Source organism: Lacimicrobium alkaliphilum (assembly GCF_002591895.1).
Lineage (GTDB): Bacteria > Pseudomonadota > Gammaproteobacteria > Enterobacterales > Alteromonadaceae > Lacimicrobium > Lacimicrobium alkaliphilum.
In genome coordinates this window covers 132693-147967 of record NZ_NISX01000005.1, presented here as the reverse complement: position 1 = coordinate 147967, position 15275 = coordinate 132693, and the positions used below count along the sequence as shown (strand labels likewise).

The window sequence follows — 15275 nt, the reverse complement described above, 5'->3', positions numbered from 1 at the left end:
CATCGGCGGCACCGATCCACTGGGCGATTATCGCCCTTAAATTAGCAAAAGGAGCTAGATATGAGCAATTCCTACAAACGACTTAACAAAGATGATGCAGCCGTACTACTGGTTGATCACCAGACAGGCTTATTATCGCTGGTGCGGGATATCGATCCTGATCGTTTTAAAAATAATGTACTGGCACTGGCGGATTTGGCGAAGTACTTTGAACTGCCGACTATCCTGACTACCAGTTTTGAAGATGGCCCTAATGGTCCGTTAGTGCCAGAGCTAAAAGAGACCTTCGCCGATTCCCCGTTTATTGCCCGCCCGGGCCAGATCAATGCCTGGGACAACGGTGACTTTGTGCAGGCGGTTAAAGCCACAGGTAAAAAGCAACTGATTATCGCCGGAGTAGTGACGGAAGTCTGTGTTGCCTTTCCGACGCTATCGGCGCTGGCGGAAGGCTTTGACGTGTTTGTGGTAACCGATGCATCCGGTACCTTTAACGAACTGACAAGGGATTCAGCCTGGGATCGTATGTCTTCGGCCGGTGCACAACTGATCACCTGGTTCGGTGTGGCCTGTGAACTGCACCGCGACTGGCGAAATGATGTGGAAGGCCTGGGGCAGTTGTTCTCAAACCATATTCCTGACTATCGCAATCTGATAAACAGTTACGCGACGCTGATGGCAGCAAAGTAGTCGCTGTGTACGGCCAGCCCCGATGGCTGGCCGTTTTCTCGGGTTATACTGCACATCCCTGGCATGTTTTCTTCTATACTTTATTGTTTTTAAAAGCAAAATGGGAGAGAACATGACAACGATAAGAGTCTTGCTGATTTCGCTGCTGAGTTTGCCATTAACGGCATTAGCCAATCCTGTGGCGGACATTCAGGAGTGGACAGTGCCATGGCCCGACAGCCGCCCCCGCGATCCCTATGTTGCAGGCCCTGACCTGATCTGGTTTGTGGGTCAAAAAGCAGATTATGCTGCCACCTTTGTTCCTTCCGACGCTGAATTCAAACGTTACGATCTGCCTGAGGGGGCAGGGCCTCATAATGTTATCGTCGATAAACGTGGCGCCTGGTATGCCGGTAACCGTGACGGCCATGTCGGTCTGATTAACCCACAAAACGGCGATATCCGGCGTTTCGAATTGCCGGGCAAGGGGCGCCGCGATGTCCATACCCAGGCCTTTACCTCACAGGGGGACATCTGGTTTACGGTTCAACAGGGTAACAAAGTCGGTTTTCTGGAGACCGATTCAGGGGAATTTACTCTGTACTCTGTAGAAACTGAGGCTGCACGGCCTTATGGGTTGGTGGTGCATCAGGATCAGCCCTGGATTGTTTACTTTGCCAGTAACGAGGTAGCAACTTTAAAAGATGGCAAACTGAAGGTGTTTACGTTGCCTCGCAAAAATACCTTACCCAGACGTCTTGCGGTCACTGAAGACGGTAATGTCTGGTATGTGGACTACGCTGAAGGGTATCTTGGCCGGTTAAACCCGGACAGTGGTGAGGTAAAGGAATGGCAGGCTCCGGCCAAGGCTCAGGCACGTCCTTATGCAATGAGTTCCGATAAAAAAGGCTGGTTATGGCTGGTGGAAACAGGCGTGCAACCGAATCGCCTGGTTGGATTTAATCCCACCACCGAAAGCTTCACCGACCCCGTGCCGATACCAAGCGGCGGCGGTACAGTGCGGCATATGGTGTACGATCCTGGCAGCCACAGTCTGTGGTTTGGCACCGATGCCAATACGCTGGGGCAGGCAAGACTGCAGAACTGACAGCAGTCATCTTGCAGAATTTAGTGGGCCATGGGCAGTCTCCGGCACCTGAATCTCGTTTTCCCTTATCGGCTCCCAGAGGGTTTACCCGGCAAAACGTTCACGGGAGCTGAAACAACCAGATAGGTTACCGGCAGGGCAAATTTAAAGAGCAAGTAACACCGGTTACGTTGCCCTCCCAACAAAAAACCAGTCTTTCAGTCAGCTCTGCTCCGACTTGTTGGTATTGCCGCCATCCCAGATATTATCCTCGGTGGCCCCCTGAATTTCGCAATTGCCATGCTGATACTCAGGTTCTTTGCCTTGTTTTCGTTGATTCAGATAATCCTGACTAATAGCGACAATGGTGGGAGTCAGCCAGACAATGGCGATTATGTTTATCACGGTCATCAGTCCCAGAGCCATATCCGCCAGTGCCCAGACATGAGGCAACGAGGCCATCGAGCCCCAGAGGATCATCAGCAGGTAGCCGACGGTATACACACTGCGCCCTGCTTTGTTATCTAGTTTAAACATATGCAGGTTGCTCTCACCATAAGCGTAGTTAGCAACGACTGAGGTAAAAGCAAACAAACTGATGGCGGCAGCAACAAAATCATTACCGCCATTGCCCAGGTGAAAAGCCATGGCATCCTGAGTCATACGGATACCTTCCATCTGTTCGCCCTGTTCGCCACCGGCCAGCAGAATAATGACAGCCGTACAGGTACAGAGCACCATAGTGTCGAGAAATACGCCGAGCATCTGCACATATCCCTGGCTGGCAGGGTGGTTTGGATTTGGAGTCGCGCTGGCAGCGGCATGGGGCACACTACCTGAACCGGCTTCGTTGGAATACAGACCACGCTGGATCCCATGCTTAATAGCCGCCCCGAGGGCACCATAACCGGCTTCCTGTAATCCAAAAGCGGAGCTGAAGATATTGGCAAGCACCGCGGGAACCATGTCGATGTTATATACCGTGATACCCACGGCAACAATAACGTAGCTGATACCCATAAAGGGGATCATCCATTCGGCGAAACGGGCAATGCCGCGTAAACCGCCAACAACAATCACACCCGCTAGCAGAATAATCACCACACCGGCACTAAAGGTGTCAATGCCATAGGCATGATTAAGCGCGTCGGTTATGGAGTTGGCCTGCACAGCACTGAAAATAAAGCCGTAGCCTAAAAACAAACAAAGAGAGAAGGTAATAGCCAGCCAACGCTTATTTAAGCCTTGCTGAATATAATAAGCGGGCCCACCACGGTACTCGCCTTTGCTGTCTCGTACTTTGTATAACTGGCCCAGCAGACTTTCTGCAAAGCCAGTGGCCATACCCAGAATAGCGATCACCCACATCCAGAAGATGGCACCGGCACCACCAAGAGAGATGGCCACGGCGACACCTGCCAGATTACCGGTGCCAACCCGTGCGGATAAACTTGTGCATAGAGCCTGAAATGAGCTGATACCCGCTTTATCGCTTTTACTACTGCCTTTTAGCAGGCTGAACATATGGGTAAACTGGCGTATCTGAACACCACCAAGGCGAAAGCTAAACCAAAAACCGGCTACCACCAGCATTACAATCAGTAACCAGCCCCAGAGCACACCATTGATGGCGGAAACAAGTTCGTGGACCACAGCGTTATTCTTATTGTTGTTGAGGATGGGCTAATACTGTCGGGAATAACGCGCGCTGTCCAGAGCTAAGCTGTGAACTAGAAAGAGCATATTCACCACAGAGGCACGGAGAACACAGAGAAGTAAAAAGGTTTAAACAGTTAAAACCTCTGCGTCTTTGCGCCTTGGCGAGAGAAAAACAGACCACCAACCACACGAAAAGCACGAAAAAGAAACTCCAACACCGGTTAGAAGCTTTTAAACCTCTGTGTTCTCTGTGGTGAAATTTCTTTTGTTTTAATTACAAAAAAGCCGCTCGTTTGAGCGGCTTTTTAAATATATGGCTGGGGTAGCTGGACTCGAACCAACGAATGACGGGATCAAAACCCGTTGCCTTACCACTTGGCTATACCCCAATTTTTGGACTCAATGCGCGAATAAGGGAGATGGCTGGGGTAGCTGGACTCGAACCAACGAATGACGGGATCAAAACCCGTTGCCTTACCACTTGGCTATACCCCAACAACATGGTGCGGAAGGAGAGACTCGAACTCTCACGCCGTGAAGCACTGGAACCTAAATCCAGCGTGTCTACCAATTTCACCACTTCCGCAAGATTAATGGTGGCTAAGGCGGGATTCGAACCTGCGACCCCAGCATTATGAGTGCTGTGCTCTAACCAACTGAGCTACTTAGCCACTTGATACTCGCTTTGAGTGGCGCGTATTATGCTGATCTGCCCGATGATGGTCAACCCCTTTTTTGACAACCTTGGTCTGACTGAGCAGGAACTGAGCAAGTTGGATAAAAATTAACTTTCAGGGTTTTGGCGTAATAAACACAGACAAAGAGGTAAAAGTAGTAACTGAGCCACAAAAAAGCCGGTCAGTGACCGGCCTGGAAGCTATATCCACTATGAGCAAGTTCGTCAGACATTAAAACGGAAGTGAATCACATCGCCGTCTTTCACAATGTACTCCTTACCTTCCAAACGCCATTTACCGGCATCTTTGGCACCCTGCTCACCTTTGTAGTCGATAAAGTGGTCATAACCTACCACTTCGGCGCGAATAAAGCCTTTTTCGAAGTCGGTATGAATTTTACCCGCAGCCTGTGGTGCGGTAGAACCTATGGGGAACGTCCAGGCACGCACTTCTTTGACGCCGGCGGTAAAATACGTATTCAGGTTAAGCAGATCGTAGCCTGCACGGATAACCCTGTTGAGTCCCGGTTCGTCGAGGCCCATATCAGCCATAAACTCGGCTTTTTCTTCTTCTTCCAGTTCGGCAATCTCAGACTCAATTTCAGCGCAAACAGCCACGACTACTGCATTCTCGCCTTCGGCTATCGCTCTGACCTTGTCCAGGTGAGGATTATTCTCAAAGCCATCGTCGTTAACGTTGGCAATGTACATAGTGGGTTTTAACGTCAGAAAGTTCATGTAGGCGATGGCCGCCAGCTCTTCCTTTTCCAGTTCCACTGAACGCAACATGTTGCCCTCGTCCAGGTGTGGTTTGATTTTCTCCAGCACCTGAACTTCAAATTTGGCGTCTTTGTCTCCACCTTTGGCTCTTTTACCAACCCGCAGCAGTGCTTTTTCACAGGTATCCAGATCGGACAGGGCCAGTTCTGTGTTAATCACTTCAATATCATCCGCCGGGTTAACACCGCCAGCCACATGCACAATATTGTCGTTCTCAAAGCAGCGTACAACATGGCCGATAGCATCGGTTTCGCGGATATTGGCCAGAAACTTGTTACCCAGTCCTTCACCTTTGGACGCGCCAGCCACCAGACCGGCAATGTCCACAAACTCCATGGTAGTGGGAATCACACGCTGAGGGTTAACGATCGCCGCCAGTTTATCCAGGCGGGTATCGGGCACAGGTACTACACCGGTATTCGGTTCAATGGTACAAAACGGAAAGTTAGCGGCCTCAATTCCGGCCTTGGTCAGGGCGTTGAACAACGTGGATTTTCCCACATTTGGCAAACCCACTATGCCACATTTAAAACCCATGAAAGTGTCCTCTGCGTTAATCTGCTTTGAAAGAATGTAAGCGATTCATCGCTTTGGTCATTCCATCTTTAATTAATATATCTGTACAGCGCACCGCTTCATCGATGGCTGCTTCAATTTTTTCCTGCTCCTCGGCTCTGGCTTTACCCAGAACATGGCCGGTAACCTGGCTTTTGTGCCCCGGGTGACCGATTCCAATACGCAGACGGTGAAATCCTTTGTCATTACCCAGTTTACTGACGATATCGCGGATACCATTCTGACTTGCGCTGCCACCGGTTTTCAGTTTGACAATGCCAGGCGGTAAATCCAGTTCATCATAGGCCACCAGAATCTCATCTGTAGCGATACGATAGAAGTTTGCCAGGGCTGATACAGCCTGACCACTGCGATTCATAAAGGTAGTAGGGTAGAGCAATCTGATATCCTGACCGGCAATGGTCAGACGGGCAGTATACCCAAAGAACTTGGCTTCCGCTTTAAGGGAAGTATGAAAGTGTCTGGCGAGGGCATTTAGATACCAGGCACCAGCGTTGTGCCTGGTATTTTCATATTCAGGGCCTGGATTTCCCAGGCCCACAATCAGCTTTACCAAGAGGATTACTCCTCAGTCTTGGCTTCTTCCTCGCCATCATCGGCTGCTGTATCTTCGTCTTCTTCAGGAGCCGCTACTTTGGCTGCCTTGATAGTAACTACAGCCAGATCGTGGTCTTCGCCTTTCGCCAGCTCAGTCAGGCTGGAGCCTTTAGGCATGACCAGGTCAGACAAATGCAGGGTCTGATCCATTTCTACGTTAAGCAGATCCACTTCGATGTACTCAGGCAGATCATGTGGCAGACACTGAATTTCTACGTCAGCCATATGGTGCTCTGCGTGGCCACCTTCGAGTTTGATCGCTTTGGCTTTATCTTCATTGATAAAGTGCAGAGGAACATGAGTGGTAACCGCTTGCTTGGCATCAACACGCAGAAAATCAAGGTGAGTCAGCTTAGGCTTATAAGGATGACGCTGGATATCTTTAACCAGGGCTTCAACTTTTTTGCCGCCAATGTTCAGGGTCAGAACATGGCTGTAAAAAGCTTCAAAATCCTGTGCCTGGTTCACTTTGTTGTGATCCAGAGTCAGGGCAACCGGCTCTTTGCCAGCGCCATAAAGGATAGCAGGTACTTTGTCAGCATGACGCAGGCGGCGGCTCGCACCTTTCCCCATGTCTGTGCGGACTTCTGCATCCAGGGTGAAAATCGCTTCAGGCATAATAATACTCCAAAATTTAAGTGAATCCGGACTTCGCGACCAAAATCCGAAAAGTCTCTGGCCTCGTCCATTGTGAAGAGGCAGGCCCCGAGAAAAGGGCGGCGAATTCTAACACCGGGCGCGGCGTGAAACAAGAGAGGAGTGAAACCGACAGAATGCACCACCAAAGGTCTAGTGGGTATTGCCGCTACTCCGGACGCCGGATTCGTCCACTATGCTGATATTAATGATGCGTATAAGGGTACCAAACTGCTGATAGGTCACCATGTCTGTGACTTTTTCTGCTTCAACTTCAACGATCAGACCATGGCGACGAAATTCCAGCGCCAGTCCCATAGGCTGATATTTGCTGCCATCTTTGCCAATCAGGGCAAAAAAGCCGCCTTCCAGATCCTTGAACACGACTTCGGCGGTAAAACGAATAGTGTCTTTTCCAGGTGCTTGCGTATTCATATCTTCTGATGCCTGACTGGCGTGTTGTGATTGCGACGATGCATTAGACTCTGCCTGACAGGCAAATATCAGCGGCAGAGAAATAACAGCGATCAGTGAGTTTTTCATGGCGCATCCTTAGCAACACATTGTGAGCGCCATCTTATCCCAATAGTCCTGGCACTGTCATTGTATCACTGGCCTTTATCGCTAGTTCGTCATCCTGATGGCTGATTACTAAATTCATCAGCTTTCAGTTATCAGGTTTATATAAAGAGAATTAAACCACAGAGGCACGGAGGGCACGGAGAAGTAAAAGGGGGGTTAAACCGTTGATACCTCTGTGCTCTCTGTGACTCTGTGGTGAAATTTACCTTTCGCAAAGGCGCTGGATGCCCAGCAACCATTGAATTAGCAATGTGCTGTTCGATAACACTGTGCTATCAAAGGTGCTGGACAAGCCCGATAACAACATTCGGGCATGACAACGGTGTAGCCCGCAAGGAGTGAAGCGGATTGCGGGTCAGGGCTGATTCTATGTCATTATCTCGCCGAGACGCAGAGCACGCAGAGAAATACAGAGTTGTTGGTCAATAAAGCCCCTGCGTCTCAGCGCCTCCGCGAGAGGTAATTATTTTGGGGATTGTTTTTTCGTGGTGAAATGCTTTAAACAAAAATGCCGGAGCGAGTCCGGCATTCTCTTTAAATCATACAATGTTGCTTAGTACTCGAACATTGCTGAAATAGACTCTTCATTGCTGACCCGGCGAATGGCCTCAGCCAGCATGTCACAGAGACTCAGCTGCTTGACCTTGCCCAATGCTTTTATTTGTGGTGACAAAGGAATGCTGTCGGTGACGATGATTTCATCCATCACTGACTCTTCCAGGTTCTTCGCCGCATTACCGGAGAATATGGCGTGAGTCGCATAGGCGAATACCTTGCGAGCGCCATGATCCTTCAGGGCCTGGGCTGCCTTACACAAGGTACCACCGGTATCAATCATGTCATCCACAATAATACAGTCTCTGTCCTGAACATCGCCGATGATATGCATCACCTGAGAGACATTGGCCTTCGGACGGCGTTTGTCAATAATGGCCAGATCCAAATCGTTCATCACTTTTGCCAGGGCTCTTGCTCTGACCACACCGCCAATATCCGGAGACACCACCACAGGATTAACGAACTCCCGTTCACGCATATCTTCGAGCAAAATTGGTGTGCCGAAGGCATTGTCCACGGGTACATCAAAGAAACCCTGAATCTGTTCGGCGTGCAAATCTACTGTCAGTACCCGGTCAACACCGACATTTGACAGGAAATCGGCGACCACTTTCGCAGTAATAGGCACCCGGGCTGAACGGACGCGGCGGTCCTGGCGGGCGTAACCAAAATAGGGCAGTACAGCGGTGATGCGACCGGCTGATGCGCGGCGCAGGGCATCGATCATGACAATGAGTTCCATCAGGTTATCATTGGTAGGCGCGCAGGTTGACTGAATGATAAAGACATCAGACCCCCGTACATTCTCATGAATCTCGACGCTGATTTCACCATCGCTGAAGCGTCCTACGCTGGCATGCCCGAGTTTGGTGTAGAGCCTGTCGGCGACTTTCTGGGCGAGTTCTGGTACGGCATTACCAGCAAATAACTTCATATCCGGCACGGTAGGATCCTCAATGAGCTGTCTAAATTTTTTGGTCGGCATTTCTCAATCTGTCCAGCATTTGCTGCAGAGGTGACTGGTTAACCCCTGTTGCGACAAAGCCATGACACCCCTCTGGTAGCTGAGAAAGCAGGTTTTCTGCCTGGTTCTGATTATCACAAATGGCGAACAGACTCGATCCCGTTCCCGTCATCCGCGACGGCGCGTATTCTAACAACCAGTGTAACAGATTTGCAACTTGCGGATGCGTGTTGCAAACCAGTTTTTCACAGTCATTTTGGGTGTTGTCAAAGTCATAGTCCCGCCAGCTAATGGGCTTTGTGGTGCGGGGTAAATCCTGATGATTAAATATTTGGGCCGTAGAAATTGCAATACCCGGATTCACCACAAGAAACGTTTTCTCGCCTTGGGGAGCCGGCGTTAAGGTTTCTCCGACCCCAGAGGCAAACGCCGTCTTACCGTGCACAAATACCGGTACATCGGCACCAAGCCGAAGCCCCAGTTCGGCCAATTTGTCTGTGCTTAAACCGCATTGCCATAAATAATTCAGTGCCACCAGCGTGGTGGCGGCATTGGATGACCCCCCACCAATACCGCCCCCCATAGGCAGGCGTTTATCAAGGTGTATACGACAACCTTTATTAGTGCCTGTTGCGTGTTGCAGCAACCTTGCTGCCCGGACAATCAGGTTATCTTCGTTTGCTACGCCGGGAAGGAGGGAAACCAGTTCAATGTCTGTACGAGTGTTAATTTCAAAACGCAGTGTGTCGCCGTAATCGAGTAGCTGAAATAAACTTTGCAGCTGGTGATAACCGTCAGGCCGGCGACCGGTAATATGTAAAAACAAATTTAGCTTGGCAGGAGAGGGCCAGCTAATCAGTTCATTTGCCATGCATCCACCCGTATTCTGATTGTGTTTGGTCCGGCCTGAAAGTTAATCTGATGAGGGAGCAGAACAGCTTCAGTAAGTCGATAGTCGCTGTAGCTGACCACCCAGCCATCAGCGGTTTGCAGTTTACTGATCAGTCCATTGTCTGAAAATTCTGCATTGGCTTCATGACTCGCCTGGCCCTTTACCCAGCGACTTATGGATTCCACCGGAATGCTCCAGCCGAGCAACTCATAGAGTAATTCGGTGGCGTTTATGTGGTGATAAAGGTTGTCATCGTAGTGTAATTCAACCTTGCCCTGCTGTTTTTCAAGCAACAGAATATTGGTGCCGAGAAAGGTACTCAGATTGAGGTGAAAATTTTTATTCTGCTGGCGCCAGTTAAGATTGGCGCTGAATTTGTCTTTTTCTGAGCGAAAAGCCAGTTTGCCCCTGATTTGCCATTCCCGGATTTGTTGCAACTGGTGCTGATGATTCTGCGCATTAACAGAGTACTGCGGTGGTGGTCTGGTTGCACAAGCGCTGAGCAGCAGAACAACAGCAACTAACAACAGGCGATAAAGGTAAACTGCTTGCATGTGATTACAGAGGAATATAGGAATAGCGGTATGGGAACACAGAAGCGCCGATGCTTTCAATAGTTTTGGCTTTTGCGTACAATGCCACGCCGTAACCGCTCACTCTCAGGCATTAACACACGACTCCAATGGCGCTAATTGCATTCGGTATAAATCACAACACGGCTCCAGTGGAAGTCAGAGAAAAAGTTGCCTTCTCCACAGACGCCCAGCTTGAAGCCTTACGTGCCCTCAAAGAACAGCTGGGCAGTGAAGAATCTGTGATCTTGTCTACCTGTAATCGCACCGAAATATACGCTGATATTAACCTGTCAGGGGAGCAACTGAGTCAGTGGCTGGCGTCGTTTCATCAACTGGATGGAGCGGCGATTGAAAATGCCAGCTATTGTTTCACCCATGAACAGGCAATACGTCATCTGATGCGGGTCGCCAGTGGTCTTGATTCCATGGTTCTGGGAGAGCCGCAGATCCTGGGCCAGGTAAAACAGGCATACACCAGCGCCCGGGACAGCGGTATGATTGGTAGCGGCTTTGAGCGATTGTTCCAGCAAACTTTTTCAGTGGCCAAGAAAGTACGCTCCGACACAGAGATTGGCGCTAATGCTGTGTCAGTGGCCTTTGCAGCAGTGCAATTGGCCAGGCATATATTTTCGTCTCTGAATAAAGTCAATGTGCTGCTGATTGGCGCCGGAGAAACCATTGAACTGGTGGCCCGTCATTTACACGAGCAGCATGTGCAGAGTATCAGGGTGGCCAACAGGACGCTGAGCCGTGCCAGTGATATGGCGCAGCCCCTGGGCGGTGATGTGATCACGCTGGCTCAGATTCCGGATCATCTGCATGAAGCGGATATTATTATCAGCTCCACGGCCAGCCAGTTACCCATTTTAGGTAAAGGGGTAGTAGAGCGGGCACTGAAAAAACGCCGTCATCAGCCTATGTTCCTGGTAGACCTTGCCGTGCCTCGTGATGTGGAAAGCGAAGTGGGCGAACTGGATGATGCTTATTTGTATACCGTCGACGATTTACAGCAAATTGTTCAGGAGAACCGGGCCTCGCGGCAGTCCGCTGCTGAAAAAGCCGAGGAAATGATTGAGCAGGGGGTCACAGAGTTTCTGCAATGGCATGATTCGCTGGCGTCTGTAGATTTGGTGCGTTCTTATCGCGAGCAAAGTGAAGCGCACAAACAGAAGTTGCAACATCGGGCTCTGAAGCAGTTGCAGGAAGGCAAGGATCCTCAGGTGGTGATCACCGAGTTGGCCAATAAGCTCACCAACAGTTTGATCCACACTCCCACGAAGGCAATAAAGCAGGCGGCCGTGGATAAAGACAAGCGCACACTAGCGCTGCTCAGGCAGGCATTAGGCCTGGACAAGGTATAGGAAAGGTATGAAAGAATCGGTATTGCACAAACTCGAGTCATTGATTGAACGTTTTGATGAAGTGCAGGCGCTGTTGAGTGAGCCTGATGTGATTAACGATCAGGACAAGTTCCGCAGTTTGTCAAAAGAATATGCCCAGCTGGAAGAGCTTGTTAAGTGTTTCCGTGAATACCGCCAGGCACAGCAGGAATTGGAAAACGCCCGTGAGATGCAGCAGGAAAGTGATCCTGAAATTCGTGAAATGGCGGAAGATGAGGCCCGGCTGGCCAGGGAAACCATTACCCGGCTGGAAAGTGAACTGCAGATCCTGTTGTTGCCCAGAGATCCGAATGACGATTTGAATTGTTTTGTTGAAGTCCGGGCTGGTGCCGGCGGCGATGAGGCCGCTATTTTTGCGGGTGATTTGTTTCGTATGTACAGCCGGTATGCCGAAAGCAAGGGTTGGCGGGTTGAACTGGTCAGTGCCAGTGAGGGGGAACACGGCGGCTATAAAGAGGTTATCGCCAATATTGTCGGTGAAGGTTGCTATGGCATACTCAAATTTGAGTCCGGCGGCCACCGAGTGCAACGGGTTCCTGAAACCGAGTCACAGGGGCGCATTCATACCTCTGCCTGCACTGTCGCCGTATTGCCTGAACTGCCTGAATCAGAAGCCATAGACATCAACCCGGCAGATCTGCGGGTGGATACCTATCGTGCCAGTGGCGCAGGTGGTCAGCACGTGAATAAAACTGACTCGGCCATTCGCCTGACCCATATCCCAACAGGGCTGGTGGTGGAATGTCAGGATGAGCGCTCGCAGCATAAGAATCGTGCCAAGGCCATGTCAGTGTTACAGGCAAGGCTGAACCAGTTGGATGAGGATAAGCGCACTGCTGAAGAGGCCAGTACGCGTCGCCTGTTGGTGGGAAGTGGCGACCGTTCAGAGCGTATCCGTACCTATAATTTCCCACAGGGCAGAGTAACCGACCATCGTATAAACCTGACCCTTTACCGGCTTGATGATGTGGTTCAGGGCGAACTGGATACGATACTCGATCCGATTCGCCAGGAGCATCAGGCCGATCTCCTTGCCTCACTATCTGATGACAGCTGAAATACCGACACTGGCCTCAGCGCTGAGCTGGGCCAAAAAGGTGTTACAACTCTCTCAACCGAATGATGCGGATGCAACGATTGACAGTAAGGCGCTGTTAAGTCATTGCCTGCAAAAGCCGGCGGTGTATTTACATACCTGGCCGGAAAGAACCTTATCAAAGCAGCAGTGGCAGGCATATCAGCAGCTGATTGAACAACGAAAGCAGGGGGTTCCCGTGGCCCACCTGACCGGAGAACGTGGCTTCTGGAGCTTGTCTTTGCAGGTGAGTCCCAAGACACTGATCCCACGGGCTGATACAGAGGTGCTGGTGGAGAAGGCGCTATCGCTGTTTTATGACTCACCCCTTGATGTACTGGATTTAGGCACAGGTACCGGCGCCATTGCGCTGGCACTGGCCAGTGAAAGGCCCCACTGGCAGCTGACCGCAACAGACTTTGATGCCGATATCGTAGAGCTGGCCCGGGTCAATGCCCGGCGCAATAACATTGCAAATGTTCACATTATGCAAAGTGACTGGTTTGCACAACTTGAAGGCCATCATTTTTCGCTGATCGTCAGCAACCCGCCCTATGTAGAGCCGGACAGTCCTTTTTTAGAGCAAGGTGATGTTCGTTTTGAACCCTTATCGGCACTGGTGGCTGAGCAGCAGGGGATGGCTGCTTTGGAGCATATCATTGCCCATGCCGGAAAATATCTGCTTGATGCTGGGTGGCTGGTGCTGGAACACGGTTTTCAGCAAGCTCAGCAAGTACGGGATGCACTGCTGTTGCATGGTTTTACTGAAGTGGGGAGTGAAAGGGATTATGCAGGGCTTGAACGCATTACTTTTGGCAAGTGGCTGAAAAAGAAGTGAAATTCCATATATTTTAATGGCATAGTGGAGCTGGCCCGACTATAAATTAGTTTCACCTTTTCTGTTGTGGCTAGCCGTTTGAATTATAAGGAGACCTCCACTATGTCTGATGAGTTGTTATTTATGGATGAATCCGAAGATGAAGCAGTCGGCGATCGTAGCAACTGGAAAGTCCTGATTGTAGATGATGAGCCGGAAGTGCATGCAGTAACCAAACTGGCACTCAGTGATTTCGTTTTTCAGGATAAAGGCATTGAATTTATCAGTGCCTATTCCGGCGCAGAAGCCAAAGATATCTTTCTCAGGCATAACGACATCGCCATCGTGCTGCTGGATGTGGTGATGGAAACCGATGACGCGGGGTTGCAGGTGGCTGAATTTATCCGCAATGAAGCCAATAATCATTTCACCCGTATTATTCTGCGTACGGGGCAGCCGGGGCAGGCGCCTGAACGTGATGTGATCATTAACTATGACATTAACGATTATAAGTCTAAGACAGAGCTGACGGCACAAAAACTCTTTACCGTGGTGATTGCCACTTTGCGTTCTTACCGGGACATTATTGTTATAGAGGAAAACCGTCAGGGGCTGGAAAAAATCATCTCCGCTTCCGCAGACCTTTTCAGTATCCACTCTTTGGAAAACTTTATCGACGGTATCGTTCAGCAGTTGTCGTCGTTGATTGGTGGCACTCAGGACGCTGCTTATATTACCTCTGCCGTTGCCGGGCCTAAACCTATTGATAACAACGAGTCGTCGCAATTCTACATTTTCAGCGGTAAGGGGGACTTTGCCGAGCGCGAGGGGCAAACGCTGGATGAAGTGCTCGATGGTCAGCAACTGGCGTCCTGCAATAAGGCGCTGGAGGAAAAAGACATTGTTTATCAGGACGAGTACCTGGTGGCCTATTGCAATAGTAAGACGGTCAATGGTTCATTATTGTATCTGTCCGGTTTACCCCGCAAACTGACCGCAACCGATAAGCATTTGCTGCAGATATTCTCTCAGAATGTACAGATTGCCTTCGATAATGTGCTGTTAACCAAAGATATTGAAGATACGCAGCGGGAGATTGTCGAAAGGCTCGGTCAGGCTCTTGAACGCCAAATGGGTGGTGGTAAGCACATTCAGCGCATGACCATGATTTGTGAACTGCTTGGCCGGGAGTATGGCCTGGCAAAAGAGGAAATCAATATCCTTAAGTTGGCGATTCCCCTGCATGACGTGGGTAAACTAAAAATCCCCGAGGCCATCCTGCTTAAACCGGGTCAGTTGAGCGAGGAGGAGAAAGAGGTGGTACGCCATCACACTGAATTTGGTTATCAGTTGTTAAAAGATTCGCGTCGACCGATTATTCAGGCGGCGGCGAAAATGGCCAGAGATCATCATGAATATTGGGATGGTAACGGTTACCCTCAGGGACTTAAGGGGGAAGAAATCACTATTTTCAGCCGTATTGCGGCACTGGCGGATGTTTTTGATGCGTTGCAGGCCAGACGAGTTTATAAAGAGGCCTGGCCCCTGCAGAAAGTGTTGGATAATATTCAGGCGCAACGGGGTAAGCAGTTTGATCCCAAGCTGGTGGATATTCTGATTGCAAACAAGGATAAGTTAGAAGCAATAGCGTTGGCCTATCCGGATGATCTGGATATGGAGTAATCAACCAGTCGGTTTCAGCGCTAAATTTATCCGGATATTGGTATAAATTAAC

14 protein-coding genes and 4 tRNA genes are annotated in these 15275 nt (G+C 50.0%); 6 read left to right on the top strand and 12 right to left on the bottom strand.

The annotated features are described in order from the left end of the window. The first annotated feature begins 60 nt into the window (after nucleotides 1-60). Entirely contained in the window at nucleotides 61-687 is a 627-nt protein-coding gene (gene ycaC, locus CDA54_RS06730) for an isochorismate family cysteine hydrolase YcaC (protein ID WP_099034217.1), read from the top strand. A gap of 112 nt (nucleotides 688-799) precedes the next feature. Further along, nucleotides 800-1774, top strand: coding sequence for a Vgb family protein (locus CDA54_RS06725; RefSeq protein WP_099034216.1), 975 nt, complete (start codon nucleotides 800-802; stop codon nucleotides 1772-1774). Between the two features lie 201 nt (nucleotides 1775-1975). Here the strand turns inward: CDA54_RS06725 and CDA54_RS06720 are convergent, their stop codons facing one another. From CDA54_RS06720 to lolB, 12 genes are all read right to left on the bottom strand, one after another. Continuing rightward, nucleotides 1976-3406 carry an alanine/glycine:cation symporter family protein gene (locus CDA54_RS06720; protein ID WP_099034215.1) on the bottom strand — a complete coding sequence of 477 codons (1431 nt, stop codon included), beginning with the start codon at nucleotides 3404-3406 and terminating at the stop codon, nucleotides 1976-1978. 320 nt (nucleotides 3407-3726) lie between these two features. Then, a tRNA-Gln gene (locus CDA54_RS06715) sits at nucleotides 3727-3801 on the bottom strand. A gap of 31 nt (nucleotides 3802-3832) precedes the next feature. Then, a tRNA-Gln gene (locus CDA54_RS06710) sits at nucleotides 3833-3907 on the bottom strand. Nucleotides 3908-3913: 6 nt separating this feature from the next. Next, nucleotides 3914-3998: transfer RNA gene (locus CDA54_RS06705), tRNA-Leu, on the bottom strand. 8 nt (nucleotides 3999-4006) lie between these two features. Then, a tRNA-Met gene (locus CDA54_RS06700) sits at nucleotides 4007-4083 on the bottom strand. 230 nt (nucleotides 4084-4313) lie between these two features. After that, nucleotides 4314-5405, bottom strand: coding sequence for a redox-regulated ATPase YchF (ychF, locus tag CDA54_RS06695; protein ID WP_099034214.1), 1092 nt, complete (start codon nucleotides 5403-5405; stop codon nucleotides 4314-4316). A 16-nt stretch (nucleotides 5406-5421) separates the two neighbouring features. Next, nucleotides 5422-6000, bottom strand: a complete 579-nt coding sequence (gene pth / locus CDA54_RS06690; protein ID WP_373286085.1) for an aminoacyl-tRNA hydrolase — start codon at nucleotides 5998-6000, stop codon at nucleotides 5422-5424. A gap of 5 nt (nucleotides 6001-6005) precedes the next feature. Continuing rightward, a complete protein-coding gene (locus CDA54_RS06685) occupies nucleotides 6006-6659 on the bottom strand; it encodes a 50S ribosomal protein L25/general stress protein Ctc (protein ID WP_099034212.1) in 654 nt (217 codons plus the stop codon). A 171-nt stretch (nucleotides 6660-6830) separates the two neighbouring features. Beyond that, nucleotides 6831-7220, bottom strand: a complete 390-nt coding sequence (locus tag CDA54_RS06680; protein ID WP_099034211.1) for a hypothetical protein — start codon at nucleotides 7218-7220, stop codon at nucleotides 6831-6833. A gap of 592 nt (nucleotides 7221-7812) precedes the next feature. Further along, nucleotides 7813-8760 carry a ribose-phosphate pyrophosphokinase gene (locus CDA54_RS06675; RefSeq protein WP_099034307.1) on the bottom strand — a complete coding sequence of 316 codons (948 nt, stop codon included), beginning with the start codon at nucleotides 8758-8760 and terminating at the stop codon, nucleotides 7813-7815. A 22-nt stretch (nucleotides 8761-8782) separates the two neighbouring features. After that, a complete protein-coding gene (gene ispE / locus CDA54_RS06670; protein ID WP_099034306.1) occupies nucleotides 8783-9652 on the bottom strand; it encodes a 4-(cytidine 5'-diphospho)-2-C-methyl-D-erythritol kinase in 870 nt (289 codons plus the stop codon). After that, on the bottom strand, nucleotides 9637-10227 hold the full coding sequence (gene lolB / locus CDA54_RS06665; RefSeq protein WP_099034210.1) for a lipoprotein insertase outer membrane protein LolB: 591 nt from the start codon (nucleotides 10225-10227) through the stop codon (nucleotides 9637-9639). Before lolB ends, ispE begins: the two co-directional genes overlap by 16 nt. Before the next feature lie 128 nt (nucleotides 10228-10355). Here lolB and hemA point away from each other — a divergent pair, with 128 nt between their 5' ends. From hemA to CDA54_RS06645, 4 genes are all read left to right on the top strand, one after another. Then, nucleotides 10356-11609 (top strand): glutamyl-tRNA reductase, encoded by a 1254-nt coding sequence (gene hemA / locus CDA54_RS06660; RefSeq protein ID WP_099034209.1) that lies wholly within the window; start codon nucleotides 10356-10358, stop codon nucleotides 11607-11609. Nucleotides 11610-11616: 7 nt separating this feature from the next. Further along, a complete protein-coding gene (gene prfA, locus CDA54_RS06655; protein WP_099034208.1) occupies nucleotides 11617-12705 on the top strand; it encodes a peptide chain release factor 1 in 1089 nt (362 codons plus the stop codon). After that, on the top strand, nucleotides 12695-13561 hold the full coding sequence (gene prmC / locus CDA54_RS06650) for a peptide chain release factor N(5)-glutamine methyltransferase (protein WP_099034207.1): 867 nt from the start codon (nucleotides 12695-12697) through the stop codon (nucleotides 13559-13561). Before prfA ends, prmC begins: the two co-directional genes overlap by 11 nt. 102 nt (nucleotides 13562-13663) lie before the next feature. Further along, nucleotides 13664-15223, top strand: a complete 1560-nt coding sequence (locus CDA54_RS06645) for a DUF3369 domain-containing protein (protein ID WP_099034206.1) — start codon at nucleotides 13664-13666, stop codon at nucleotides 15221-15223. Nucleotides 15224-15275: the final 52 nt, after the last annotated feature.

Coding starts and splice junctions, on each gene's coding strand:
- ycaC (WP_099034217.1), top strand. CDS start 61: ATGAGCAATTCCTACAAACGACTTAACAAAGATGATGCAGCCGTACTA.
- CDA54_RS06725 (WP_099034216.1), top strand. CDS start 800: ATGACAACGATAAGAGTCTTGCTGATTTCGCTGCTGAGTTTGCCATTA.
- ychF (WP_099034214.1), bottom strand. CDS start 5,405: ATGGGTTTTAAATGTGGCATAGTGGGTTTGCCAAATGTGGGAAAATCC.
- CDA54_RS06685 (WP_099034212.1), bottom strand. CDS start 6,659: ATGCCTGAAGCGATTTTCACCCTGGATGCAGAAGTCCGCACAGACATG.
- CDA54_RS06680 (WP_099034211.1), bottom strand. CDS start 7,220: ATGAAAAACTCACTGATCGCTGTTATTTCTCTGCCGCTGATATTTGCC.
- ispE (WP_099034306.1), bottom strand. CDS start 9,652: ATGGCAAATGAACTGATTAGCTGGCCCTCTCCTGCCAAGCTAAATTTG.
- lolB (WP_099034210.1), bottom strand. CDS start 10,227: ATGCAAGCAGTTTACCTTTATCGCCTGTTGTTAGTTGCTGTTGTTCTG.
- hemA (WP_099034209.1), top strand. CDS start 10,356: ATGGCGCTAATTGCATTCGGTATAAATCACAACACGGCTCCAGTGGAA.
- prfA (WP_099034208.1), top strand. CDS start 11,617: ATGAAAGAATCGGTATTGCACAAACTCGAGTCATTGATTGAACGTTTT.
- prmC (WP_099034207.1), top strand. CDS start 12,695: ATGACAGCTGAAATACCGACACTGGCCTCAGCGCTGAGCTGGGCCAAA.
- CDA54_RS06645 (WP_099034206.1), top strand. CDS start 13,664: ATGTCTGATGAGTTGTTATTTATGGATGAATCCGAAGATGAAGCAGTC.